This window comes from Psychroserpens mesophilus (assembly GCF_050617655.1).
GTDB classification, from domain to species: domain Bacteria; phylum Bacteroidota; class Bacteroidia; order Flavobacteriales; family Flavobacteriaceae; genus Psychroserpens; species Psychroserpens mesophilus_A.
In genome coordinates this window covers 1-276 of the sequence record NZ_JBODQC010000143.1, presented here as the reverse complement: position 1 = coordinate 276, position 276 = coordinate 1, and the positions used below count along the sequence as shown (strand labels likewise).

Here is a 276-nt window from a genome sequence, read left to right as displayed (position 1 = left end):
ATCTGGATCTGGGGCCACCCCGAGGTCTACATCCTGGTGCTGCCGGCCTTCGGTGTGTACTCCGAAGTGGTCGCCACGTTCGCCCGCAAGACCCTGTTCGGCTACAAGTCCATGGTCTACGCCACGGCCGCCATCGGCGTGCTGTCGTTCCTGGTCTGGCTGCACCACTTCTTCACCATGGGCGCGGGGGCCAACGTCAACGCGTTCTTCGGCATTGCCACAATGATCATCTCGATCCCGACGGGCGCGAAGATCTTCAACTGGCTGTTCACCATC

The 276-nt window shown here is 61.6% G+C and carries 1 protein-coding gene; it reads left to right on the top strand.

The annotated features are described in order from the left end of the window. The coding region (locus ACRHNM_RS16680; RefSeq protein WP_431137746.1) for a cbb3-type cytochrome c oxidase subunit I at nt 1–276 on the top strand (276 nt) is incomplete at both ends.